The organism is Streptomyces sp. NRRL B-1347, assembly GCF_000720325.1.
Lineage (GTDB): Bacteria > Actinomycetota > Actinomycetes > Streptomycetales > Streptomycetaceae > Streptomyces.
In genome coordinates this window covers 1-21,825 of record NZ_JOJM01000078.1, presented here as the reverse complement: position 1 = coordinate 21,825, position 21,825 = coordinate 1, and the positions used below count along the sequence as shown (strand labels likewise).

Sequence of the window (21,825 nt, the reverse complement as noted above, 5' to 3'; positions counted from 1 at the left end):
AAGACCGGACCGCCGCGCACGCGCCACCACCGTGGACGGACGGACGGGCCCTGCCGTGACGGAGGGGAACGATGGGACACAGCCGACTCACACACCGGACCCGCTCCTTCCAATCATGACGGGCTCCAGCAGGCAGGGATGCCGCCCCCGTGCCCCACGCGGGCGGCGCGCCTTGGGACGGCTGAGCGGCAGCGCTCAGCCCGGTCGGTAGCGGCTCAGATCCCACCGAGCGCACCCATCCGGGAAACCATACCGTTAAGTCTGTTTCTCTGCATCCACAGGACCGGATTGATCCGCCCCGGTCGACCGGGGCCCTCCGGCCCTGCCTGCACGAGCGCCGACACACGGGCGACCTGCGCACTGCGTCGTCCGGACCCGTCAGGCGCCCGCCCAAACGGCCGCCGAGGCCTTCGAGCAGTGCGGCTACGCCCAAGACCAGGCTGGCGGAGATCAGTTCCAACGCCGGGGTCAGCCCCGGCGCGCTGCACTTCCACTTCGAGAATAAGGCGGCGGTCGCCGGCACGGTGGAGACCACGGCGGCCACGACGCTGCGCCGCACTGCGGCCGAAGCCACAGCAGGCGGCCGACAACGCCCTGCAACGGCTCATCGGCACCTCGCGGGCGCTGGCCGAGCGGCTGTGCGATGACGTGGTGGCCCGCGCCGGGTATCACCTGAGCTGCGAGACGAGCGACGGCACCAATCTGACGCTGCGCGGCGAGTGGTACCGCTGCGTCCAGCGAATGATCACCGACACGGCCGCCGAGAACCTGCTCGCCGAGCATGTCGCCGAAGAGGACGCGGTGGCCTCGATCATGGCCGCGACCGTCGGGTTCGAGATGCTCGGGCGCACGGATCCGCAGTGGCTCTCGGCCGATGTGCTCGACCGGTTCTGGCGTCTGCTGCTGCCGTCCTTGGTCACGGCTGAGGCACTCGCCACTCTGGACACCCTGTCACCGGGCCGCGCCGACACAGCATACGAAGCAGGCACGACCGAGCCGGGCGGCGCCCCGCGGGACCACAGCACGGTGGCGGTGGTCCCGCGGGAGGCTGGATCGGAGTGGGTGCCTTCGGCGTTACGCTGCCCCGGCGGCGCCCGGTGGCGCAGCCGGGGCGCGGGCGGTCAGGCCGCGTGTGGTCCTTGCCCTACGAGGTCAGCATGTTCGTGTCGGCGACCTAGGGGTACAGCGGCCAGTCCTGCGCTGTCCGTCCTTCGGCGAGGGCGGGCCAGTGCTGCTTCGCGTCCCGTGAGACACGCGGGTCGGCCAGGCAGCGCTCCACGTACTCCGCGCGGACGACCGCCCAGGCGACGACGCCACCGGGCAGTTCCATCTCGACCGCGGGCCCCTGCTCGCTGAGCGGTGCCGCTTCCCCCGCGAGGTCACCGCCGGCGACGGCCAGGGCGTAAGGGCACAGTGCGTGCCCTTCCCATCAGTGCACGCACTCCGTTCGGTTCGCCATGAGCCGCGTTCCAGAACGTGCGCACGAGGACCCTGTCCGCCCTCTCCCCTGTTGGCTGATGGTGCGTCAGCCAACCTCACCCGACGTGTGCGGGCTCGGGCTCTTCCTGTTCCTGATGGAGTGCCATGGCGGCCTCGTACACACGCGCCGCCCGGCCCCGGGAGAAGTCCATGCGGACGAGGACTCCCGGAACCATGATCGACGCCAGGAGGTGCTGGAGCACCTCCGTCGCACTTTCGACGATGTCTGCGTGGTCCGTCATGATCTTCGAAAGGACCTGGGCACCGGTGAACGCCCCGATGAACATCCGCGCGGCGACGTCGACGTCGACGTGCGGCAGGAGCTCACCGGCGGCCTTGGCCCGGGCCAGCAGGGCGGTGTTGTGGCTGATCCACGCCTGCATGGGGACCCGGCGATCCAGGACGCTCTGCAGGGCGCCTTGCTCGACGGTGAGGCGCACGCTGCCGCGCACCATCGGCTCGTGCAGATACAGCAGATGAGCCAGGAGCAGGGAGGCGTCGAGCCCCTCCTGCATGATCAGGTCCTGCTCCGGCACGCGCAGCGCGGTCATCTGATTGGCGAGGACCGCCTGGGCGAGCTCTTCCTTGGACGCGAAGTGGAAGTACAGGGCACCTTTGGTCACGCCGGAGCGCTTGAGGATCTCAGAGATCGTGGCCGCGTCGTACCCGACCCGGTCGAACACTTCGGCCGCGGCCACCAGGATCTTCTGCCGCGTCCTGACAGCTCGTTCCTGTCGGACCATCATTCACACCTCCGCCCCGAACTACTTGCACTAAACAAACCGCAAGGTTCGTATTCTACCATCGCCAACGTCCCCCGCCTTCTCGAACCCCTACGGACCACGATCGATCACGACCCTCCATCACCCAGTGGCGACACCCCCGGCCGGGAGCGGCAACAGCCCAAAAGACCGGTTAGTCGGTTTCTCGCGCAAGGGGCGGTCGCCAGCTCTGCGCCTTCCTGTGCATCCCGTGAGACATCGCACGTTCCCAATAGCAACTGCCGTTACAGGAAAGGGCCTTGAGAAGCAGACCGGTTGGTACGTATCTTACGAGTTGGGCCCCTGACTCCGGGGCCCCCATCGACGGGGGAGGTCCCCTAACCTTGTTGACGTCTGAGAAGGACTCCCGTGGGACGGCGCGGCCGACCCAGACCCAGAGATCCGACCGCGCGACCGATCGGCCCGCCCTCGATCCGACAGTCACCGAACTGACCGGCCTGCTCTTCGACCGGCACGACCGGGAGCAGGTCCACGCTCCCTGGCGCGAGCTCATCTCCGGCGCGGCGTTCGCCCCGCGCCCCGAGCTGCCCTACGGCGAGCGGGCGGCACTCTCCTACCAGCGGCTGCACCTGGTGAACGACACCCTGGCCAACCCCGAGGAACTGGCCCTCGACGCCCGCAGGCTCGCCGCCCTGCACGAGTGGACCGGCGTGGTCGACAGCGGCCTGACCACGCTCGCCGGGATCCACTACAACCTCTTCCTCGGCAGCCTCCTCGACCACGACACCCACCGGCGGGACGTGTCCCGCTACACCAGCCTGGACCGCACAGGAACGTTTCTGTGCACGGAACTCGAGCACGGCAACGACGCGGCGGCCCTGCGGACCACCGCCGTCCTGGACCGGGCGACCGGCGGATTCGTCCTGCACACCCCGCACACCGGTGCCCAGAAGTTCATGGCGAACACCAGCGCCGTCGGCGGCCCCAAGTCCGCGGTGGTCGCGGCCCGCCTGCTCGTCGACGGCGAGGACCACGGCGTCTTCCTGTTCCTCACGCCGCTCAGCGACGACATGGGCCCCCTGCCCGGCATCACCGTGCGCCCGCTGCCGCCGCGCCTGGGCAGCCCGGTCGACCACTGCCTCACCTCCTTCAACCACGTGTCGCTGCCGCGCACGGCCCTCCTCGAGGCCGATCACGGGCGGCTGACCCCCGAAGGACAGCTCCGCAGCGACCTGGGCAACCGGCGCAAGCGGTTCCTGCACTCCATCGCCCGGGTCACCACGGGCAAGCTCTGCATGAGCGCCGCCGCCATCGGCGTCTCGCGCACGTCCCTCGCCATCGCGACGCGCTTCGCCTACAACCGGCACATCAGCGGCCCCAAGGCCGGCACGCGCGTCCCCCTGGCCGCCCACCGCAGTCACCACGGCCGCCTCCTCTGCGCCACCGCCACCACCTACGCCATGACGTTCCTGCACCGGGCCACGGTTGCCCGCTGGGTGGAGCACACCCCGCAGGAGCGGGCGGAGGCCGAGCGCCAGGTCGCCGTCACCAAGGGCTGGAACACCTGGCAGGCGCGCGCCATCGCCACCGAGTGCCGCGAACGCTGCGGCGCCCGCGGCCTGTTCGCCGCCAACCGCCTGTCCGAGCTGGTCACGGACCTGGAAGGGACCATCACCGCCGAGGGCGACAACCTGGTGATCTGGCTCAAGGCCGCCGCCGAGATGATCTTCGGTCACGAGGTGCCCCCGCACTCCGCGCCCGGCACGGACCCCGCCGACCGGCACCTGAGCGACCTGGCGTTCCTGCGGGACCTGCTGTGCGACGCCGAGACGATCTGGCAGGCCCGAACCCGCGACGCCCTGCGACAGGGCCAGTCCGGGGACCCGCTGGCCCGGTGGAACGCCGCCTCGCCCTACGCCCTGGAGCTCGTCGAGGCCCACGCCCGCCGGAAGGCCGCCGACGCCTTCCTGGCCGCGGCAGAACGGGCCGAAGGCACCGCGGCGCATCCGCCGCTGGTCGGCCTGTGCCGCCTGTTCCTGCTCAAGGAGCTCACCAAGAGCAGCGGTGACCTGCTCGCCGAGCAGCGCATGACGGTCGACCAGGTCCGGGCGCTCTCCGCGTCGGTCGAGCACCTCATCGGCGAACTCGCGCCCCACCTCCGGACCTTGGTGGACGCCTTCGACATCCCCGAGAGCGTCCTCGCCGGGATCCCGCTCGTCCACGGCGACGCGACGCACGTGGACCACTGCCTGGCAGCGGTCGAGCCGATCGGTGCGGCCGAGCCCATATGACCGCGTAGGACGCGTGACAGGCCCTCGGCCCGTCGGCTCTCTCGCAGCACTCGCACCTCTAGTAGCTCTCGCATCCCTCGGCTCCCCTCAGCTCCCCTCGCATCTCAAAGGCGTGACCAGCCGACCGGTGCCTCTCGCTGTACGCGACAGGCACCGGTCGGCCGCGGTTCACACCGCGGCCGCGGCGGCCCTGAGCCCCGACTCCGTGTCCCCGCGCCTCTCCGCTTCCTCATATGAGACCGGACAGTCGCCTTCTCATTCCCCACGACCGTCCCGCAGCGGCAGATCGAGGCGACTTGCAGCGCTTCTGGCGTGCCTACCGAGCAGTTCCCAAGGAACTTTCCAGGCAAACTTGGAAAAATAGCCGTCGCGGCTAGAAGTTCCCTCATTGACAAAACCGACCGTGCGGGTTTTTTATGGAGTGGTTCGTGTGAGACGTGCCGCAGTGCCCAGCGCCGGCGGACATGGTGAGCCACGGGCAACCCATCTTGCGCTCGTCTAGGGGGAGCAGAATGGACATCCAGGTTCTGGGTTCGATGTCAGTGCGCGTAGCCGGACACTCCGTCGCCCCTTCCGCGCCGAAGCCGCGACAGGTGCTGGCCCTGCTCGCGCTGCACGCCGACCAGATGGTCCCCGTGTCGACGCTGACGGCAGAGCTGTGGGGCCACAAGCCGCCCCGCAGCGCCCGTGCGACGCTCCAGACGTACGTACTGCAACTGCGCGACCTCATCGGTGAGGCACTCGCCCGCGAGGGCAGCGGCCGCGAAGGCGCCAAGGACGTCCTGGTCACCCTGCCCGGGGGCTACCGGCTCCAGACGGGCGGCGGCAGCGTCGACTTCCGGGATTTCGAGCGCCGGGCCGCTACCGGGTTCCACGCCATGGACGCCGAGGACTACCAAGGCGCGACCCACAAGCTGCGCGAAGCCCTCGCCCTATGGTCCGGCGAGGGGGCCCTCGCCGACATCCAGGCGGGCAGCCTGATCACCATGGAGGTCGAACGGCTCGAAGAGGCCCGCCTGTTCGCCCTCGACCAGCGCATCGAGGCCGACCTGCGCCTCGGCCGCCACCGTACACACGAGGGACTGCACGCCCAGTTCATGCTGGCGCTGCACCGCTCGGGGCGGCGCGGCGAAGCCCTGCGCGCCTATCAGCAGCTGCACACCACGCTCGTCTGCGAGTTGGGCCTGGAGCCCTCGGTGCCGCTGCAGCGCCTCCAGCGGTCCATCCGGGCCCAGTCGGACGCCGTCGAGGTGGGCGGCACGGCTGGCCACGCCACCGAGGCGAGGGGCGCGACGCCGGGGTTCCGGGTCGCCGCCGCCCGCGTGTGTTGAACCGGACGGACCACATCGGCCCGCGACACGGCGACCCGGTGCGCGGCGACCGATGGCAGCGACTGAAGCGACCGAAGCGACGCAAGGTCCGGGTACAGGACAGCGCTCGCCCGTGTGCGTGACGTGAGCGCGCCCGATGTCGCCGTGCGGCCGCTGCCCGACAGCCTCTCCGACCGCGGCAACGCGAAGCTGTTCGTCGAGCGGTACGCCGACACCTACCGGCACGTGCCGGGCCTCGGCTGGTACCGCTGGGACCGGCACCGCTGGCGGGCCGACGAGGACTCCGCCGTGCTGTGGGCGGCGGGCGACCTGGCGGAGAGCATCCCCGACGACGACCCGAGCGGCGTCCACTCCGGCGCGGCCCTGCGCCGGCACCGGCGCAGGGCGCTGTCCACCACCGGCATGAACGCCATGCTCGCCCAGGCTAAGTCCGCCCCGGGCATGGTGTTGAGCGCCGCCGTGCTGGACGCCGACCCGTACACCCTGTGCACGCCCGAGGGCATCGTCGATCTGCGCACCGGCCTCGTCCACGCGCCGGATCCCGCCGTGGACTTCCACTCCCGCTCCACGTCGGTGGCGCCGCGGCGGACGCCCACGCCCCGCTGGGACCGGTTCCTGACGGACACCTTCGGGGACGACACCGAAGGCACGGAGACCATCGCGTACCTGCAGTTGCTGTTGGGGTACTCCGTCACCGGCGATGTGGGCGGCCAGGTGCTGCCGTTCCTGTTCGGCTCCGGCAGGAACGGCAAGTCCGTCCTCCTGGACGTCCTGATCCAGCTCCTTGGTGACTACGCGGACGCGGCCCCGCCCGGCTTCCTGATGGCCCGGCCCTACGAGGGTCACCCCACCGACCTGGCCGAACTCCACGGCCGCCGCGTCGTCGTCTGCTCGGAGATCAAGCCGGGCGACCGCTTCGACGAGGCCCGCGTCAAGTTGCTCACCGGTGGTGACCGCATCAAGGCGCGCCGCATGCGGCAGGACTTCTTCAGCTTCCAGCCGACGCACAAGCTGTGGCTCCTCGGCAACCACCGCCCCGAAGTGGGCACCGGCGGCTTCGCGTTCTGGCGCCGCATGCGCCTGATCCCCTTCGAACGCGTCGTCTCCGACGAGCGCCGGACCGACAACCTCGCCGACCACCTGGTGACCGAGGAGGGCCCCGGCATCCTCAACTGGCTCATCGACGGCGCCCGCCGCTACCTCGGCGGCGAGAAGGACCTCACCGGCACCGAACGCGTCCGTATCGCCACCACCGCGTACGCGGAGACCGAGGATCACATCGGACGCTTCCTCACCGAGGCCTGCGTGGTGCGGGCCGGGGCGAGGGTGGAACAGACCCGGCTCCACGGCGCGTACCGGGCGTGGAGCCGCGCTGAGGGGGTGCCGCCGGTGTCGTCCCGCGCCTTCGCCGCCCGCGTGCGCGAGACGGTCGGCCTCCCCTCTCCCAAGGACATGGTCCTGTCCAGCCAGCGCAAGCACTATCCCGGCATCGGGCTGCTCGCCGACGAGGAGACAGCATGAGTGCCCTGATCGCGAGGGAAGAGATCGCCTACGAGGCCGAACTCGTGTGGCTGGAAGACATCGAAGAACTCGATTACGTACGCCAGAGCCTGGACCGGCTCCCCACCCGGCGCGGCAAACCCGCCTACCACCGCGACGGCCGCATGGTCGGCTACGCCCGCCTCGCCCCCGCAGCGCAGCCGTCCCGCGCCTCGGGCACGTTCCGCCGCCGCGTCTTCTGGCTCCTCCCCCACGACCGCGACACGGCCCCCACCGGCCTTTACGCCAAGGGAGCCCCCGCGGAAGCGGTCGACCCCCGCACCCTGTCCCCCCGCCGCAAGGGCCAGCGCACGGAACGGTCGGAAGGGGAGCGGGAAGCGGGCCAAGGCCAGCGGCCCGGCCACCACTGAACCGGTCAGGCCGACTTCCATCGGGCTCCGCGAACCGATCGGTCGGCCGCCCGGCCGTTGTACGGTGATCAGGGTCTTCCCTGGCTGCGAGTTCTGCCTGGTCTCCGTCTAGGGTGTCGAGGATGCCTCTTGTCGAAGTGACCTACGCACCCACGGTGCCCGAGCCCCATCTGCGCGAACTCGGCTCGGTACTGCCGCACTTGGTGTCCCTGGCCGTGGAGTGTCCCGAGGAGCCGTACGACGGCGATCTGCAACCCGGGGACGTCGAGATCCGCTTCCGACCGCTGAGCCCGCTGGACCGCAGCGGCCTTGCGGTGGTGATCGAGGTCAAGTCGAAGTGGACCACCAGCAGGGAAGCCAACCGCCAGGAGCGCGTGGATGCCCTGCACGCGGGCATCCACGCCGCAACCGGGCTCGCCGCCGACTTCGGCGTCTACCTGTCACTGCCGACCGCCGCCTGGTCCCAGGGAGACTGAACCACTCACGCCCGCCGACGTCGTTTCCCGGACCCCAGCGTTCGACGCACACTCACCAGGCAGGTGCCGCCACGCGCCACGGTCTCCCGCTGCCGACCGGCCCACCCGGTGTCCGGCGCCACGCGGGTCCGGACGGGTCCGAACAGGTCCGGAAGAGTCCGGAAGGGTCCGGAAGGGTCCGGAAGGATTCGGCCAGGAAGATCCCCGCTCGCCACGCGGAGGGCCGCGCCGCTCCCGCCCGGTCCTGCAGCGGACGGGAGCGGCGCGGCGATTCCGTCAGTTGCTGCCCTGCAGGCTCGGGACCGGCTCGCAGGGTGCTGCTTTGCCCCGGATGCCGTAGAAGCTCGTGAAGGCCATGTCGTTGCCGGAGTAGAACCCGGTGCCGCGCTCCATCACCATGGTGTCGCCCCGGTGGAAGACCAGCTTCCACACCTTGGCGTACGGTCCGCCGGGCTTGCCCTCGCGCATCTCGGCCGGGTCGGGCTTCGTTTCCTCGCGCCCGTCGGCGGCGCTGTCGTCCTTGTCGTAACGCTGGGCGTTGAGGAGGCTGATGGCGGTGTTGCCGATCATCTTGCCCCGCGGCATCTTGCAGACCTTGCCCTTGGGCAGCTCGTCCACCGACACCCGGACCCCGGCCGCGCGCAGCTTGTCGGCCAGGGCGTCCTGCTCGCTGATGTCGAGCGTCAGATCGTTGACGGTGACACGCACCTGGCCGCCGGAGAGCCGCTCCACGGCATACGCCGACGAACCCCCTTCGCCCCCCGGCACGACGATCGCCGTCACGGTCGCCGCCGCGCAGGCCGCCAGGACCGCACCGGCCCGCACCGGCGTCACCAGCCGTCGGCGCACCGGCACCACAGCGGGCCGCGAGGCTGCCCCGGCGCTCTGGAGCCGTGCCTCGCGCTGCAGTTCTTCCAGCAGCCGGTCCTCGAATGTCTGGGTGCTCATGACTCTCCCCCCGCGTAAGCGATCGTGGTGGTACGTGACTCGGCCTGCCGCGCGTGCTCGGCGTGCCCTGTGCGTTCGCCCTGCCGCGTGCGTTCGTCCTGCCGCCTGCGCGCGACCAGCTTGTGGTGCTCGTCCTGCCGGAACTCCCGCTGCTCCCCCGCGAGTTCGTCGGCGCCGCGCAGCTTTCTGCGCGCGCGGTGCAGCCGTACGCGGGCGGCGACCTGGGTGGTCCCCAGGGCCGCCGCCGCCTCGCTGACGGTCAGCTGGTCCACGGCGACGAGTTCGAGCACGGCGCGCTCGCTCTCGGGCAGATCGGCGAGCAGCTCAAGAGCCCGCCGTCCGCCCCGCTCGGCGTCGAGCTTCTCCTCCAGCCGCGCGATGTCGTCGTCGTCGAGCAGCCGCCGCCCCGCGATCCGCGCGCCCAGTCCGGCCTGCCGCGCACTGCGCCGGTACTCGGCGCGCACGACATTGCGGCCTATGCCGAACAGCCAGGCCGCCTCGCTCCCGCGCCCGGGCCGGTACCCGTCGGCCGAGTCGACCACCGCGAGGAAGACATCGGCGGTGAGATCCGCGACGGTGTGCGGATCACTCACCCGCCGCGCCACGAACCGCGTCACGGCGTCCACGTGCCGCCGGTAGAACTCCTCGAACGCCTGCGGATCCCGCAGCCCACCCCCGGGCGGCCCACCTCTGCTCCTGCTCTCGCTCCCCATCACTCTCCTCGACACCCTGATCAATCATCACCAATGCTGCGTACGACTGTTCTTGGACGGAGAGGACTCGGGCGTTACATCCCCACCCGCGCGGGCGCTCCGGGCGTCGCCGACGGGGGCGGGCTCGCGGTCGGTCGGCGTCGGTACAGGTGAAGCCGATGGGCGCGGACATCGCGTTGCCGCGGACGGTGGCGAACCGGAACGAGCGGGACACACGGTGAGGCCAAACAGCGTCGGAACTTCCATGCGGCCGGCGGCAGGCCGGTTCCAGGTCCGCAACGGCGCGGTCGGCTGTCTCACCACCGACGCCGCCGAAGGCGACCAGGTGACAGTCAAGGACACCGCGGCCGGAGTGCCGATGGTCATCGTCGGCGTCATGATCGCGCCGTCCAGGTAGCCGACGCCGTGCTCGGCCACGCAGGCCGCGGCATCCCGGGCCCGGCCCGGTGTGTCCGCGGTCAGGTTCACCACTGCACCCGCCGCATCGAGCGGTACGCACCCGGCTTCGCCGACACCCTCATCGCAGCGCGTGGGATTCGGGCAGCCGAGTACGAAACGCACAACCCCAAATATCCCGGAGGCGACATCGGTGCCCCGGCCCCGGCGTGCACGGTATATGCGGGTTTCTCGCCGCTCAGGCCGCTCTCCGACGGGAATTCCACCTGCCCACGCATCCGTATCTGGACCCGAAGCCGGTAGCTCCGTGACTTGATGAGTTGGAGCGTACCGGTGGATGGGCAGCCTCTTGTTTCTCGATGGCACCCCCATCCCCTCAGGTGCTCTGCACACGATCGGAGATGTTCTGAACGAACCTGACCGCTAAGCACGTTGGATCGCAGCATCCCCGCATGAACGGCGACGTTCCAACGTTGCCCTTAATCGAGGCGCCGAAGCCGGATTTCCCCCGGCAACGTAACCGAAGCCAGTTCCGCCAAGGCCGATGATCCGGACCAGTATCGGACCAACTCCGGACCAGTCTCGGACCTACTCAACGCCCAGCCAGAAATCAGCCCATTCCCTGTAGGCCAGAAGGGCTGCACATTGTGTGCCGCCAGCAGACGAAGAAACCCTTGGAGTGTTGAGTGATCGACGTCGCAGGCGGCGCCCCCGCCGTGCGCCCCGTCGCCCACCGCCCCCACGAGTGAAGCCGTACGACGCCCCAGCCAGAGCAATGCGAACAAAGAGTGTCCACACCGGTGAAATCACCGGCCTGAAGTTGCTGGGGTCATGCCGCCGCTCAGTCTCCAGCCGTCCCGGTCCGGCCAGGCGAGCCCGTCGGCACCAAAGTCAACCGACCATGGCCGGGCCAGGCTGGAGACCGGGGCTAACCGGCTGTATCAGCGTAACGACCCCACATGGGGCAAGTACTGCTCGACGGCACGCCCGTCACGGCATCGCTCCACCTGACATCGGTGCAGCCCACCCTGGTGGCCTGTGTCGGCTCGGCGCGGTGGCTGGCTGATGGCACGGCCTCTGCCTCGTCGAACAGGGGAACGTGGCTGGCGCCGGGCCTCGCGAGCAGGGCGGATCACCAAAGGCGTCGAGACGCCTCACACGGGTAGGTGCCAGCGTGGACCCTCAGGGGACTCCAGCCATACGACCTGCTCCTCGGCAGTGTCTGAGACCGTCATCCCGAATGCGGTCAAGGGAGGAGCTCCGGCTTCCTGCCAGGTCTGCAGCGCTTCTTCCACTCTGTCCCACAGGCGCAGTGGCCCGTGCTGGTGGACTTGCCAGCCGCTGCCGTCTTGTTCGGCCCAGGCTTGCGATCCGGTGGCCACGTCTCGCAGTACTGGCCCGGTACTGGTGTGCATCAGCTCGGCGGAGGGTGCCGCGAGTTGCGCGACGAAGCGTCCGGCCCACTGCTCCAGCAGGGCGGGGTCCAGGCTCGCTGGGCGGGTCTCGCCGTTCTGGCGCAGGAATGGTGGGCTGGGTGGCCTCTCGTGCGGGCGGGCGAGCATGTAGGAGATCTCGTCGGCGGTGAAGCGGCCGTGTGCGGCACCGGTGTCGTCGAGTGTGAGACGGATCAGGCCGGAGGCGAGCATCCAGCCGCTGATGGTGGTGGTGATAGAGCCGTGGTCCGCGAGCTGCCACATCCAGGAGCGCGGGATGTAGCGCACGGCGCAGGTGGCGACGACGGCGTCGCAGTTGTCCGCCTCCGGGTGCTGCTGAAGGCCGTCTCCCGTGACGAGCGTCGGCGCGTACCTTGCCTCTTTGAGGTGGGTGGCCGCGCTCGCGGCCAGGCCTGGGTCGTACTCGACGCTGACCACACGGTCCTCTCCGAGGCGGTGGCACAGGATCGCGGTGGAGTATCCGGTGCCGGTGCCTACCTCCAGGGCCTTCTCCTGCCCGCGCAGCCCAGCAACCTGGAGCGTGCGCACCACGAGGGAGGGCAGGGTTGCCGACGAGGTGGGACTGCCGGTGACGGGACCGGTCGCGGCGGCTGCATCAACGCCGTCCACCTGGGTCACGAGTGTGCGGTCGGTGTGGACCAGGCGCAGCCACTCCTCTTCGCCGACCGCAGCGCGGTGCAGCGGTTCCCAGTCAGTGCCGGTGTTCCGGTAGAACGCGGTGCCGGTGAAGACCTCGCGGGGAACAGCCGCGAGGGCGGTGCGCCACTGGGGTGCGAGCGTCGGGTTGGCGGCGTGGATCTCATCGGCCAGGCTGCGGCGCAGCGCCGTGGTGTCGGTGGTCACGAGGGTTCTCCTGCGCATTGCAGTTGGTCGGCGACGGCACAGACGAGCCGTTGGGTGATGGAGGAGGGAAACCAGGCGAACTGTCCATTCGGGTTCGCCTCGTAACTGGAGCAGGGCGGGGTCGATCCCCGTCCGGGCCGGGTACAGGGCGAGTGCCTGCTCCTGCGCATTGCGGGCCTGGCTGCTGCGCCCCAGGGCCGTGTAGGCGCCACTCAGGTACAGGTTAAGCCGCCGCTCGGGGAAGGCGAACGCATCGTCCTGGTCTCCGTGATGGCAGTGTTCGTACATGCGCTGGGCGGCGGCGATGGCGGCTTCCGCAGCGGCCGCGTTGCCTTGGCAGGCGAGGGCACGGGCTTCTGCCGCAGCTGCGAAAGCTGCCGTCGGAGTCTGGCGCCCCCGGGAGAGCAGCCGGGCCTCTCGCCCCAGGACGACCGCGCCTTCCAGCGGGCCGTAGTAGTACGGCAGCATGGCGCGCGGACACGGGCCCGAAGCTCCAGGTTGCCGCTGTCGTACCAGGCTCGGGATGGGGCATCCAGACCGAACTGAGCGGCCACGGGCTGCTCGTGGACGCACTGGCCAGCTCGCCAAACCGCGCATCCAGGCCAGAACACGCCAGGTCAGGTATCGGGCGTTTCTACCAGCCTGCCGGGCGCAGGCGTGGTCTGGCCATCCGGCCGGACACGCCGAGCTGAGCGAGGATTCCGGCTGCCCGCTCCCGGTATCGCTGAGCTGTGTGTGGGTCGGTCGGTGCGAGTGTGGTGGCGAGTACCTGCAGGGCCAGGGCTTCCTCGTGCGGCTGCTGTGCTGTCACGGCCAGGCGCAGCGCTCGCCTGTACACCTGCACGGGCCGGGCAGTGCTGAGGCTGTCGCACGACTCGTCGCCCCCGAAGGTCAAGAGCGCCCTCGGGGTCTGTCGCTGAAGAGCTTGTTGAGGTTGTGGACCGTGCCGAAGGGCTTGACCTCGGCGTCCACCGCCGTACGGCTCCGGTAGTTCAGATAGCGGCCGAAGCGCTGGAAGAGCTGGGCGAATCCCGGCTCGACGAGCGACTGCGTCTCCGGTAATGCTCCTTCCCGGTGAGGGGCACGAGGCGGGCCGCCATGGCCAGCTGACCGGCAGGTGCCTGCCGGCGTTTGGCCCGGAATCCGGCCTGGTGGGCGCCGCTGGTCACCGAGACCAGCAACGGAAGATCGGCGAGAGCCTCGAAGGCGGAGGCGTATCCGTTGTCAGCGAGGAAGAGTCGGATCTCTCCGGAGAGATCAGCGTCCCGGTGGTTGTGCTGGATCTTGCGCACCATCGGCACGAGAACTGTCCTGTCCGAGAGGCTGTCGTGGACGTCGATGGCCAAGAGAAGCTGACGCCGGGCGCAGGCGATCTGGATGTTGTATCCCTGCAGGTAACCGCCATGCTTGCCATGGATCAGCCGGGAATCGGGGTCGCTCAGGCAAGCTCGTGAGTTTGGTGAGGGAGCGGGCTCCGGCGTGCGGGCCCGCTCGAGCGCGGATGTCGTGCGCCAGCTGATTCATGCCGGGCAGGTCACACGCCGTCGGCCCGAGGTCCGGCTCGACGAGCGCCTGGGAGGGCCCGCCGTTCCGGTGCTCGGCACAGGCGTACACGCCGCCCTGTCCGACGCAACCCATGCCGGTGACGTAGGCCGATCCTGCGGGGCGTGGCGGCGCAGGAGGGCGCGCCCCTACACGGGGATCTGGTACCTGTGCAGCAGGTACCGGCACGTGTCGGAGATCGTGCGGTCGCTCAGCGCCGCGTCGCAGACGATCGCGGTGCCCAGCAGCCCTTGGAAGACGTCCTTGCCGTCGTCGCGGCTGCCCAGCACCGGGGCCTCCCAGGTGACCGGGCGCACTGCGTCTCGCCTGCGTACCTCGTAGGAGTAGCCGTTGACGAAGCTCTGGAGCACGCGCCTGGGGCCGCTGGTGCAGCGGACGGCGTAGACGGCCCATTCGGTAGTGGATTCCGCGCTGAGAATGCGCAGGCTTTCGCTCAGGAGCCAGCCCGAGCCGTAGGTGTGGAGCGAGTCGATGCGGTTCGGGCCCGTGTCGAACGCGGGCAGCCGCTTGCCGACCAGGAAGACGGTCGCGGCGCCGGTGGTGCCGCGCAGCGTGGGGAACTGGTACCAGCCACCGGCGAAGCGCAGGGCAGGCAACCCGTTGATCACCGGGGTCTCGTAGAGGGCGAGGTTGCCGACCGCGTTGCCGTCGTGGTGGGCGGGGCTCAGGTCGACCAGCCGGGGCACGGGTGATCCGTCCACGAGGGGCTGCTTCGGGTCGACCGGCCGTGGTGAGGCGTCCGCACGGTAGTAGCCGATCAGGCCGTCGAGCTCCAGGACGGGATCGTCGGCGCCTGCGGGGAGCAGGGGCGGCGCGGACCGCGGCGGCGGCACCGAGTCCGTACCGATCCTGGCCGACGCGCCCGGGGTGGCCGTGTTGACGACCAGCGGTGGGTACGGCCGCAGCACGCCCCCGTACAGTCCGCGCCACACCGGCCCGTCGACCGCCACCACTGCCTGCATGCCGGAGTCGAGGTAGGTGTTGAACGATCGCTCGATCGTGCACCAGCCGGAGCGCCGGCGTGAGTCGTTGAGCCCCGCGCCGCGTTCGTGGCTGTCCAGCCGGACCGCGGCCGTCCGAGCGCTGCCGTGGACCCCCACGCAGTCCCGGATGACCAGCTGGGTTCCCCCGACGTCGTCTTGAAGGCTGGCCCATACGTAGCTGTCGCTGGGGCCCGAGCCCTCGAAGTCGAAGCTCCAGTTGTCGAGTTGCGCGGACCCGCACTCGAAGAGCCTGACGACCGAGACGGCGGTCTCGACGCCGGCGACGAACACGTTGCGGTAGGCGACTCCCGAGCGCAATGCCTTGAACGCCGACCGCCCGAAGCGCCCGATCCTGAGATTGTGGCCCCGGCTCATCTGGAACCAGCAGTAGATCGCGCAGTCCGACTGGTAGTTGAATTCGCTGGCTGTCAGCTCCACCGGGTAGTTGGCGTCGAGGTGGTAGGAGCTGAGCCCCTGGGCCCCGAACCAGATCTTGGTGTCGTCGAGCGAGAAGGCGACCACCGATCCCAACCCGATCACCTGGCCGTAGTCGGCACCCGGCAGGCCGGGGGCCGCGAACGAGTTGACCGTCAGCTTCTCGACCCTGTTCCCGTCGTACGTGTCCCGGGGGCCGACCGGCATGAACAGCCCGTACCCCGTCAGCCCGCTCGTCTGGTAGCGCGCGTGCAGGTCGGGGACTTGTCCGTCACTCTTGTGCACGGCCTGGTTCATGGGCAGCACGCCGAAGACGCCGGCCTCGTCGGTCAGGAACGTCCGGTCGCTGACCGGGCCGTGGTCGTCCTGCTGGGGGTGCGGGTCGGACGGGGTGCCGGGGCCCAGGTCCCGGTAGCGCAGCACGTCGGAGAACCTGAGCGCGCCGAAGGTGAGGGGAACGGGAGCTCCGGTGTTGTTGGGGAGGCCGTACTCACCGGTGCCCCAGCCGCTCGACAGGAGGCTCACCTGCCCCATGTTGAACGGTGCGTACCAGTTGGGCGTGAACGCCAGCGTGCGCTCCCCCCAGCCGTCGTTGATCATGGCCAGGTCGGGTGCGACCTGGACCCGGTCCGTCCAGGCCGCCACGGTGGCCGCGTCCAGGTCGATCTGGAGCGAGCAGCGCAGCACGTCCCTCGTGCTGTCGAAGGGCACCCGGATCTCCCGGGTCAGTCCGTCCGTCGTCCGGAACACGAACAGCACGCGGGGCTCACCGGGGAGCACCGACACCTGGGCGAAGAAGGGGCACGGGTGGTGATAGGCGTCGACCATTCCGAAAAGCGGCTGCCCGGCCCAGGGCATCTGGTCATTGCGCACCACGAAATCCAGCGTCAGCTTTCTGACACCGGTCCAGTAGTTGCCCTTCCGCGGCCCGAACTGAAAGGGCGAACAGGGAAACGTCAGGGTCGCGTCGCTGGGCGGCTGCCCTTCCACCGGCGAGGGGACCCGTGTCCGAAACCCCCAGCACTTCCCCGCGCTCGGGGCGGCCTTGGTGTCGAGCAGCCCGAAGAGATCGGCCCAGTGCCCGTCACTCACCTGCCGCCCCAACGGCTGCCGCGCCACCCCGAAGATCAGCGGCGGGGTGTACGCCGTGCCCTGCAGCACGGTGGCCGACGGCCCCTCGCCGACGATCCGCACATTGTGCCGGTCGACCAGCACCGAACGGGAGAATTTGTAAGGGAGGCTGCTGCCCGGCACCTTCACGGTGCCACCGAGTTGGGGGTGCAGCGAGTCGACGGCGCGCTGGAACGCATCAGAGCAATCCGTGCCGGGTACCGCCTCGAAATCGAGGACGTTCACAATGGCGCTCATAGAGATGAGCGTACGATTCGACGCACCGCGCATGGAACATCTCACGGAAACTCTCCATAAGTCCTATTACTTGAGTGCGCGGGCGGCCCTCAGGAATTCCTCGGTGGCGGGTACGGGATCACAAGGGGCTGGGCATCCCGAATCCCCACTGGTGGGCTCCGTGATCACACATGGTGAGCATCGAAGCTGGATATCTGCCTCATTCGGTACCAGTTGAGCCTTCGCCCCCCGATTCCTTCGGCACGCGGTGCCCCAGGTCAGCGGGGTGCAGCGGCGCCCGCCCATTCCCTTCGACCTCTTCCGGCTCGTCGGCCGCCACCCGGAAGCCGGCGGCCTCGGCGACGGCGACGCTGGGCGTGTTGTCTCGATCTGCGGCACCACCTGCCGCAGCCCGAGGTCCCGATGGGCGTAGTCGGCCCTCAACCGCACCACTCGCAGGGCCGGGCGGCGGCCGCAGTGTGCGCCGCCCACGGCGTAGCCGAGACTGCCCCAGGGCAGTCTCGGCAGCACCCCGCCGACAGCGACCGGACGCCACCGACGGAGCGGTAGCCGACCCCCGAGTCCTGCTCCGGGTGGCGCCGAGCCACCCCTCAGCCGGTGTATGATCTTGACGTAACTCCGGTGCAGGGCACGGGAGTCACGCGTCTGTGGTCCAAGGAAAGACGCCCATCATCCGATGGGAAATGTAGGTGCAAGGCCTGCCGGGCGCTCCACATGAAGGCCCCCTCCGCGCGGAGGGGGCCTTCACCGTTTGCAGGGCGCCGGTGCGGTGGCGGGACCGCGGCGGCGTCGGCACCCGTGTCCACGAAGGCTGGGGGTGTGAGCGCGGCTCTTGGAGTGCTTCCGTCCGCGGCCTGCGGACCGGGGCTGGCCTCGCCGCCGCTGGTACCCGAGACGCTCGTGGTCGGTCACGGCAAGGTGTGGTGCTGCCGCATCGCCTGCGCACGGAGGGCTTCGATGAGCGTCGCGACATGGGGCCGGTCCCGGTTGCTGATCGTAGCGACACCGATGTGCCGGATCGGCCCTGGCGGTGTGACCGGGACGGTGCACAGGCCCGGGATTGCCGGGGTGAGGGCAATGGAGGGGATCAGGGAGATTCCCATGCCCGCAGCGACGAGCGAGCGGGCGAAGAAGTAGTCGGTGGTGGTCCCGCGAACCTCCGGCGCGAATCCGGCGCGCTCGGCGAAGCGGCGTAGGTAGGACTCGGTCTTGAGGCAGCCGAGCACCCACGGCTCCGCTGCCAGCTCGGTGAGGTCGAGCGCGCCGCGGCGGGCGAGGCGATGCCCCTGCGGCAGGACGACGTGCAGGGGGTCTTCCAGCAGCGGGGTCCATTCGAGGCTGGAGGTGGAGCCCGGCCCGACCGGGAGAGGGCCGTCGAAGTGATAGGCGAGCGCGACGTCCACGGCGCCCTGGCGGACGAGGGGCAGGGTGTCCTCGGGCTCGCCCTCCCGTACGTGGAGCACGGTGCGGGGATGAGCGGGCATGAGCCGGGCGAGGGCGCCGGGCAGCAACAGCCGGCCGCCACTGGTGAAGGTGGCGACGGTGAGTTGTACGCGGCCGGTGTTGAGCTGGTCGACCCGCTGTTGGGCGTGTTCGAGCTCGGCGGCAACGGACTCGGCGGCCCCGACCATGATCTGACCTGCCGGGGTGAGGGTGACGCCGCGGGTGCTGCGGGCGACGACCTGGGCACCCAGGCTGCGTTCCAGGGCGGCCACGTGCTGGGAGACGGCCGACGGTGTGAGGTGCAGGGCGGTGGCCGCCCGATTGAAGCTGCCGTGCTCCGCCACCGCCCGCAGGACGCGGAGCCGCTGCACATCTATCAACAGTTTTCCTTAATACGTACTCAGTAAGTCGGCACTTCTTCTGATGACCGTAGGCGTACACAGTGAGGGCATGCAAAAGAGCTGCGTCATCGGCGGAAGCCGATACTTCGGAAAGCTCCTGGTCAAACGCCTACTGACGGCCGGTCACCAGGTCACTGTGATCAACCGCGGCTCCACTCGGCCGCCCGCCGACGTCGAGCACCTCGTCGTCGACCGCGACGACGAGCCGGCCCTGACGGCCGCACTCGGCTCACGCACCTTCGACGTCGTGGTGGATCAGGTCTGCTACACGCCGGTGCAGGCCGCCATCGCCGCCCGCGCCTTCGCCGACCGCACCCGGCGCTACGTCATGACGTCCACGATCGAGGTCTACGACCCGGCGACCGCCGCCCTGCTGTCGACCCCGGCAGGCACGCCGGTGCCGGAGGAGACCGTGGACCCGGCCGCCTGGCGGGTGGCCATGGACCTTCCCTGGCATGACGACGCGTACCTGGAGGCCCACTACGCCGAGGGCAAGCGCCAGGCGGAGGCCGTCCTTGCGCAAGAAGGCCTGTTCGCCTTCACCAGCGTCCGCAGCGCCCACGTGCTCGGCGGTGGCGCGCAGGAGTTCACCGGCCGGCTCGCGCACTACACCGAGCGGGTCACCCGCGGAGAAGAGATCACCGTGCACGCGCACGCGCTGCCCACGGTCTTCATCCACTACGAAGAGCTGGCCGACCTGCTGCTGTGGGCGACCACAGCGGATTTCACCGGACCGCTCAATGCCTGCTCCGACGGCCCGCTCGACGTACGCGACCTCACCACGCTCGTCGCCACGCAGATCGGCCGGACGCCCGTCTACCGGACCGTCCCCGCAGGCGGGCAGGCGTCGCCGTTCTCGTTCGACCGCCACTACGCCATGAGCAACGCCCGCGCGAAAGACCTGGGCTTCGCCTTCTCCCGCACCACCGAGTGGCTGCCCGGCGCCGTCGCCGAGGCCCTCACCACCGAACCGTCCACCGCCTGAAGAACAGGGCCAGCATGCGATACCGCACCATCGCAGACACCACCGTCAGCGCCATCGGCCTGGGCGCCATGCCCCTGTCCATCGAGCACCGCCCGGACGAGGCGCGGGCCGTCGCCACCATCCACGCCGCCCTCGACGCCGGTGTCACACTCCTCGACACCGCCGACAGCTACCACTGGCACGCCGACGAGGCCGGCCACAACGAGCTGCTGATCGCCCGAGCCCTGGCCCGCTACGGCGGCGACACCTCCGGCGTGCTGGTCGCCACCAAGGGCGGCCGCGGCCGCCCCGGCGACGGCAGCTGGACCGTCACCGCCACCCCGGAACATCTGAAGCACGCTGCCGAGACGTCCGCCAAGCGCCTGGGTGTCGCCGCGATCGGCCTGTACCAGCTGCACAAGCCGGACCCCTCCGTGCCCTGGGCTGAGTCTGTCGGCGCCCTGCGCGACCTGCTCGACGCCGGCACGATCCGCGCCGCCGGCATCTCCAACGTCACCACCCACCAGATCCGCGAAGCGCATGCGATCCTCGGCGACGGACTCGTCTCCGTGCAGAATCAGTACTCGCCAGCTGTGCGCGACAGCGAGGCAACCCTGCGGCTGAGCACAGAACTGGGGCTGGCGTTTCTGCCCTGGAGCCCGCTGGGCGGCATCTCACGCAGCTCCCTCGACGGCCCCTCCGGCCCCACCTCGGCCGCCACCGCCTTCCACCGCATCGCGGACGACCGCGGCGTCAGCCCGCAGCAGATCGCCCTGGCCTGGCTGCTCGCCCGCTCCCCCGCGGTGATCCCCGTACCGGGCGCCAGCCGCCCGGTCTCCATCACCGACTCGGCCCGAGCCACGGACCTCAAGCTGAGTACGCAGGAGCTGACCCAGCTTGAGGACGCACTGCCCGGTTGAGGAGGGCCACGGGGCGTCACCCGCCGGTCTGGGCCGGAAACCCGGTCCAGCGCAGCTCGCTGGAGAGGTCGCCAGGACGGGGCATCCAGCGCCTCGCGGACCAGCCAGGCGATGAGCAACGCGTACGTGACGACAAGGTCATGCCGGGATGCGTTCCCGTGGTCTATCGGTCTGGTGAAGTACACGACTGCCCGGGCCAGTTCCGCGCCACGTGCACATTCCTCGGTCGGCACCGAAGCCAGGCGCGGCAACGCGGGCGAACTCCTGCTGGTTCTCCCAGGTGCGCCGACCGCAGTAGGCGCCCTCAAGTCTGAGCATGGTTGCCGCTGCGGACGCCCCGCGCGGCTGTCATCTTGAGGAAGGTCCCGCAGCCTTCTTGCTGCGGGGCCTTCTTGCGTGCGTCTGCCGGCTGGTGCGGCCTTACCTGGTCCCCGGGAGCGAGGCGCCGCGGCTCGGGGGCAGCGTTCCGTTGTCTCGTGCCAGACATGAGCCGCGTCCCTTGTGTTTGCGCGAACCCTTCTGCCCTGTGGCCACGTAGGGGGTGATGATGCCCTTCTGGCCCGTGTTCCTTCCGTGGAACTTCCAGTCAGCGTAGTCGACCCGCTACTTCGGCGGCATCTACTGGGCATCCGCCGTACCCGAGCGAGCGGCGCGGCCGATGAGAGGCCTTCGCCACGGCCTACTGGACCACGATGCGGGTCGGCCTGCCTGGCCCAGGTCCCACTCGCGCGCCTTCACCGACGCCCGGGTCGTCACGCCGCTTATCCCGAGCGACAAGGCCAAGGGCCTCTGCCTTGCCGTGTCCGGGTATGGCCTCGTCCACCTGGGCAACGTCTTCGTCAGGGCGGCAGGCAAGAAGTGCAAGGTCGAAGTCAAGTGGGCCTACTCGCCGGTGTATCGCGCGAAACAGTGTTCATGCAAGAAATAGCGTCCCGCAGGAAGGACCGGCCATGCGTGGAGCAGCCGCCGCCAGAAAGGCGATCCTCGCCGGCCTCAAGTGGGGGGCGGTAGCGGCCGGAGCGTCCCTTCTCGTGCGCACCGTCGTCTTCGACGGACCCGCCCTTTCCACGGCCAACGTAATGACGTTGTAACTGGTTAGGTCTGTGGGGGCTGGTGGGCATGCTGGATCGCCGGGTGGCCCGGGGTTTCAGGAGGTGGTGGGTGTCCAGGGGCTGCCGCGCATGG

18 protein-coding genes and 1 pseudogene are annotated in these 21,825 nt (G+C 69.9%); 9 read left to right on the top strand and 10 right to left on the bottom strand.

The genetic code is table 11. From position 1 onward, the window contains the following. Positions 1–269: 269 nt before the first annotated feature. Complete coding sequence (locus IG74_RS54820; RefSeq protein WP_107059127.1) at positions 270–647, top strand: TetR family transcriptional regulator; 378 nt, start codon at positions 270–272, stop codon at positions 645–647. A gap of 21 nt (positions 648–668) precedes the next feature. On the opposite strand, the gene IG74_RS51480 is transcribed toward IG74_RS54820, so the two are convergent. The 3 genes from IG74_RS51480 to IG74_RS0138710 form a co-directional block, all read right to left on the bottom strand. Beyond that, positions 669–938, bottom strand: a complete 270-nt coding sequence (locus tag IG74_RS51480; RefSeq protein WP_158857956.1) for a hypothetical protein — start codon at positions 936–938, stop codon at positions 669–671. A gap of 236 nt (positions 939–1,174) precedes the next feature. After that, the gene (locus IG74_RS52445; protein WP_158857954.1) at positions 1,175–1,330 is read right to left on the bottom strand and encodes a hypothetical protein; all 156 of its coding nucleotides are present in this window, start codon (positions 1,328–1,330) and stop codon (positions 1,175–1,177) included. A 205-nt stretch (positions 1,331–1,535) separates the two neighbouring features. After that, complete coding sequence (locus tag IG74_RS0138710; protein ID WP_030687126.1) at positions 1,536–2,222, bottom strand: ScbR family autoregulator-binding transcription factor; 687 nt, start codon at positions 2,220–2,222, stop codon at positions 1,536–1,538. 365 nt (positions 2,223–2,587) lie between these two features. Here IG74_RS0138710 and IG74_RS0138705 point away from each other — a divergent pair, with 365 nt between their 5' ends. The 5 genes from IG74_RS0138705 to IG74_RS0138685 all read left to right on the top strand — a co-directional run bounded on the left by IG74_RS0138705 (position 2,588) and on the right by IG74_RS0138685 (position 8,209). Continuing rightward, a complete protein-coding gene (locus IG74_RS0138705) occupies positions 2,588–4,492 on the top strand; it encodes an acyl-CoA dehydrogenase (RefSeq protein ID WP_078869441.1) in 1,905 nt (634 codons plus the stop codon). 512 nt (positions 4,493–5,004) lie between these two features. After that, the gene (locus tag IG74_RS0138700; protein ID WP_063761327.1) at positions 5,005–5,823 is read left to right on the top strand and encodes an AfsR/SARP family transcriptional regulator; all 819 of its coding nucleotides are present in this window, start codon (positions 5,005–5,007) and stop codon (positions 5,821–5,823) included. Positions 5,824–5,946: 123 nt separating this feature from the next. Next, entirely contained in the window at positions 5,947–7,344 is a 1,398-nt protein-coding gene (locus tag IG74_RS0138695; protein WP_234334589.1) for a DNA primase family protein, read from the top strand. Next, positions 7,341–7,733 (top strand): DUF6009 family protein, encoded by a 393-nt coding sequence (locus IG74_RS0138690; RefSeq protein WP_030687117.1) that lies wholly within the window; start codon positions 7,341–7,343, stop codon positions 7,731–7,733. Before IG74_RS0138695 ends, IG74_RS0138690 begins: the two co-directional genes overlap by 4 nt. Positions 7,734–7,855: 122 nt before the next feature. After that, the gene (locus IG74_RS0138685; protein WP_030687115.1) at positions 7,856–8,209 is read left to right on the top strand and encodes a hypothetical protein; all 354 of its coding nucleotides are present in this window, start codon (positions 7,856–7,858) and stop codon (positions 8,207–8,209) included. Between the two features lie 276 nt (positions 8,210–8,485). Here IG74_RS0138685 and IG74_RS48315 read toward each other — a convergent pair whose 3' ends face one another. Both IG74_RS48315 and IG74_RS0138675 read right to left on the bottom strand, forming a co-directional pair. Then, a complete protein-coding gene (locus tag IG74_RS48315; protein ID WP_051856306.1) occupies positions 8,486–9,157 on the bottom strand; it encodes a hypothetical protein in 672 nt (223 codons plus the stop codon). Next, positions 9,154–9,870, bottom strand: a complete 717-nt coding sequence (locus IG74_RS0138675; RefSeq protein ID WP_078869437.1) for an RNA polymerase sigma factor — start codon at positions 9,868–9,870, stop codon at positions 9,154–9,156. Before IG74_RS0138675 ends, IG74_RS48315 begins: the two co-directional genes overlap by 4 nt. Before the next feature lie 244 nt (positions 9,871–10,114). Here IG74_RS0138675 and IG74_RS52440 point away from each other — a divergent pair, with 244 nt between their 5' ends. Then, complete coding sequence (locus IG74_RS52440; RefSeq protein WP_158857952.1) at positions 10,115–10,267, top strand: hypothetical protein; 153 nt, start codon at positions 10,115–10,117, stop codon at positions 10,265–10,267. Here the strand turns inward: IG74_RS52440 and IG74_RS53780 are convergent. The 5 genes and pseudogenes from IG74_RS53780 to IG74_RS0138645 form a co-directional block, all read right to left on the bottom strand. Beyond that, positions 10,204–10,341 (bottom strand): annotated as a pseudogene (locus IG74_RS53780) (NAD(P)-dependent oxidoreductase); the annotation flags it as partial. The gene IG74_RS52440 and the pseudogene IG74_RS53780 sit on opposite strands and share 64 nt — an antisense overlap. Before the next feature lie 1,079 nt (positions 10,342–11,420). Next, entirely contained in the window at positions 11,421–12,581 is a 1,161-nt protein-coding gene (tgmC, locus tag IG74_RS0138665; protein WP_051856308.1) for an ATP-grasp peptide maturase system methyltransferase, read from the bottom strand. A gap of 974 nt (positions 12,582–13,555) precedes the next feature. After that, complete coding sequence (locus tag IG74_RS51465) at positions 13,556–13,909, bottom strand: hypothetical protein (RefSeq protein WP_324607530.1); 354 nt, start codon at positions 13,907–13,909, stop codon at positions 13,556–13,558. 345 nt (positions 13,910–14,254) lie between these two features. Beyond that, the gene (locus tag IG74_RS0138650; protein ID WP_158857950.1) at positions 14,255–16,912 is read right to left on the bottom strand and encodes a hypothetical protein; all 2,658 of its coding nucleotides are present in this window, start codon (positions 16,910–16,912) and stop codon (positions 14,255–14,257) included. A gap of 908 nt (positions 16,913–17,820) precedes the next feature. After that, positions 17,821–18,735: a LysR family transcriptional regulator gene (locus IG74_RS0138645; RefSeq protein WP_030687095.1), complete on the bottom strand. Its 915-nt coding sequence runs from the start codon at positions 18,733–18,735 to the stop codon at positions 17,821–17,823. A 70-nt stretch (positions 18,736–18,805) separates the two neighbouring features. Between IG74_RS0138645 and IG74_RS0138640 the strand changes: the two genes are divergently transcribed. Together IG74_RS0138640 and IG74_RS0138635 are read left to right on the top strand one after the other, a co-directional pair. Then, a complete protein-coding gene (locus tag IG74_RS0138640) occupies positions 18,806–19,741 on the top strand; it encodes an NAD-dependent epimerase/dehydratase family protein (protein ID WP_030687093.1) in 936 nt (311 codons plus the stop codon). Positions 19,742–19,755: 14 nt separating this feature from the next. Further along, on the top strand, positions 19,756–20,640 hold the full coding sequence (locus IG74_RS0138635) for an aldo/keto reductase (protein WP_030687091.1): 885 nt from the start codon (positions 19,756–19,758) through the stop codon (positions 20,638–20,640). Positions 20,641–21,825: the final 1,185 nt, after the last annotated feature.

Excerpts from the sequence above, each read along its gene's own strand:
- IG74_RS0138690 (WP_030687117.1), top strand. The coding sequence starts at position 7,341 with ATGAGTGCCCTGATCGCGAGGGAAGAGATCGCCTACGAGGCCGAACTC.
- IG74_RS52445 (WP_158857954.1), bottom strand. The coding sequence starts at position 1,330 with ATGGAACTGCCCGGTGGCGTCGTCGCCTGGGCGGTCGTCCGCGCGGAG.
- IG74_RS0138685 (WP_030687115.1), top strand. The coding sequence starts at position 7,856 with ATGCCTCTTGTCGAAGTGACCTACGCACCCACGGTGCCCGAGCCCCAT.
- IG74_RS0138710 (WP_030687126.1), bottom strand. The coding sequence starts at position 2,222 with ATGGTCCGACAGGAACGAGCTGTCAGGACGCGGCAGAAGATCCTGGTG.
- IG74_RS0138650 (WP_158857950.1), bottom strand. The coding sequence starts at position 16,912 with ATGAGCGCCATTGTGAACGTCCTCGATTTCGAGGCGGTACCCGGCACG.
- IG74_RS48315 (WP_051856306.1), bottom strand. The coding sequence starts at position 9,157 with ATGAGCACCCAGACATTCGAGGACCGGCTGCTGGAAGAACTGCAGCGC.
- IG74_RS0138675 (WP_078869437.1), bottom strand. The coding sequence starts at position 9,870 with ATGGGGAGCGAGAGCAGGAGCAGAGGTGGGCCGCCCGGGGGTGGGCTG.
- IG74_RS0138700 (WP_063761327.1), top strand. The coding sequence starts at position 5,005 with ATGGACATCCAGGTTCTGGGTTCGATGTCAGTGCGCGTAGCCGGACAC.
- IG74_RS52440 (WP_158857952.1), top strand. The coding sequence starts at position 10,115 with ATGCGGCCGGCGGCAGGCCGGTTCCAGGTCCGCAACGGCGCGGTCGGC.
- IG74_RS0138635 (WP_030687091.1), top strand. The coding sequence starts at position 19,756 with ATGCGATACCGCACCATCGCAGACACCACCGTCAGCGCCATCGGCCTG.
- tgmC (WP_051856308.1), bottom strand. The coding sequence starts at position 12,581 with ATGCGCAGGAGAACCCTCGTGACCACCGACACCACGGCGCTGCGCCGC.
- IG74_RS0138640 (WP_030687093.1), top strand. The coding sequence starts at position 18,806 with ATGCAAAAGAGCTGCGTCATCGGCGGAAGCCGATACTTCGGAAAGCTC.